Origin of the sequence: Sphingomonas sp. S6 (genome assembly GCF_043498045.1) — a bacterium.
In the GTDB taxonomy this organism is placed as follows: Bacteria; Pseudomonadota; Alphaproteobacteria; order Sphingomonadales; family Sphingomonadaceae; genus Sphingomonas.
The window spans coordinates 1-1,894 of record NZ_JBIEOE010000045.1; the positions used below are offsets into that span (position 1 = coordinate 1).

The window sequence follows — 1,894 nt, forward strand, 5'->3', positions numbered from 1 at the left end:
CATCGTCATCCCCGCAAAGGGGGCGACATCATCTCGGAATCAGGGGGCGAGTAATTCTCGGAACAGGGGGGCGGCATCATTTCGGAATGAGGGGGCGGCTTCCCTCGGAATCAGCACCGGCGATCCGGCATCCCGCCAGCCCGAGGTCAGCCAGCGGGCCTGCGGCGCATCGCCGCATCCCACGCGCCCCGCATCATGAAGAAGGCACAGGCGCGATCGTTCGAGTGCGCGCAGTCGCCGCTGAGCCGGCCGCATGTCCCAACCATCCGCCCCGTACACCGCGATTCGCGTGGCGGTATCGGGCTTCAACGTCAGCAGCCTCGGCCGTGGGACCAGGCACGAGACGTCCAACAGAACGCCCAGAAACCTGTCGAGCTCGCGCAGACAATTGCCCACATAGCGTGCGCGGACGACCGCCTGTGGTCCCTCCACCATGGAATCGGCCCATGGCGCGAGTCCGGCGATATGACGCGCGCCCTGCCGCAACGTCGCATGGGCAAGCGCCACCGGCGTTTCCGAGACGCCGGGATGACGGGGCGTTGAGCGTGCGACGACAGCCGACGCTTGGCCTGTCATGAAAGGGTGGTCGGAGGGATCGCTTCGCGCGCCAGTCGGTCGGCCCGCAGACGCTCGGTCCGCTCGGCGCGGCTTGCCATCGCATCCCAGCTCGCGGCGGCGCGCTCCGACTGGAGGCGGACATTGTCCAGTGTCGCTGCATCGGCGACACCACGCTGGATCATCGCCTGACGGCGGCAGAAGGCGGCATCGTTCGACATGATTCAACCCCAGACAAAAAACCAAATGCCGACGCCGCCCGTATCGGACGGCGTCGGATCGATGTCAGGCGGCGAGGATCAGTCGACGCTGTGCAAATTGACCGCGGCCATCTTGCCGCGACGATCCTCTTCCAGGTCATAGCCGACGCGCTGGTTCTGGGTCAGCGTCGCGAACCCAGCGCGCTCGACCGCCGAGATGTGGACGAACGCATCCGTGCCGCCGCTCTCAGGCGCAATGAAGCCATACCCCTTGTCGGCGTTGAAGAATTTAACGGTGCCGATCGTGCTCATGGGAAGTCCCTTCTTTCGTGACAGGCGTAACGCGTGTCGCTGCGCCTGATGCCGGGCTGCAGGGAAAGAGGGAGAAAGGGTCGCAGAGCGCCGATAAACCGTCGATGTGCGACTATAGCGGTATGGATATGGGCGTGGGGTGCGCGTTCTTCAAGGGGCGCTGGGTCGAGGGTGGTGTTTGCCTGCCCAGTCGGGGAACGACATCAAGGGCTTTCGGGGCTAGCGCGGTAGCAGACGAGCGTGCTTGCTAGTGCAGCCAATGACGTGCCCACGCCAAGGTACCGTAGGCAATCCGGCGGGGAGATCGCTGCGATCCGCCAGAGCCGACGCGTCAACATGGGCGCTCTGACGCCGTCAACTCAGCACCAAGCCTTCACCCCATCCATGCGAATAGAATGGAGCTCCCGCCTATTTCAAAACCATCGCCGCAGCCAAGGCTGGAACTCCGCGGGGCCATCGCCTCCCCATATGTGGAAATGCCAGCCTTCGAGAGGCCATAACAACAACGGCTTCACTCGCATCCGTCTGACCGCCCTCCAGACATGTCTAGGGAGCCACCGCGCCTTAACACCGACTGCTTCGGGACGTGCGGAGCAGCGGATGTCTAAACAAGTCGGGCATGACGGATCTGGCCTATGCACCGGTCTCAAGAAGGCTGGGATAGTGCCCGGCTACACGTGATCGGTCGAAGCACCCGTTCAGCGTACGTCGCCATCCGTCACACTGGCTCAGCGGCTCAGCGGCTCAGCGGCTCAGCGGCTCAGCGGCTCAGCGGCTCAGCGGCTCAGCGGCTCAGCGGCTCAGCGGCTCAGCGGCTCAGCGGCTCA

2 protein-coding genes are annotated in these 1,894 nt (G+C 64.6%); both read right to left on the minus strand.

Annotated elements, in window-relative coordinates; genetic code table 11:
• Window positions 1-572: 572 nt before the first annotated feature.
• Window positions 573-776 carry a hypothetical protein gene (locus tag ACGVWT_RS19140; protein WP_315462947.1) on the minus strand — a complete coding sequence of 68 codons (204 nt, stop codon included), beginning with the start codon at window positions 774-776 and terminating at the stop codon, window positions 573-575.
• Window positions 777-854: 78 nt separating this feature from the next.
• A complete protein-coding gene (locus ACGVWT_RS19145; protein WP_017979404.1) occupies window positions 855-1,067 on the minus strand; it encodes a cold-shock protein in 213 nt (70 codons plus the stop codon).
• Window positions 1,068-1,894 lie beyond the last annotated feature (827 nt).

Excerpts from the sequence above, each read along its gene's own strand:
- ACGVWT_RS19145 (WP_017979404.1), bottom strand. The coding sequence starts at position 1,067 with ATGAGCACGATCGGCACCGTTAAATTCTTCAACGCCGACAAGGGGTAT.
- ACGVWT_RS19140 (WP_315462947.1), bottom strand. The coding sequence starts at position 776 with ATGTCGAACGATGCCGCCTTCTGCCGCCGTCAGGCGATGATCCAGCGT.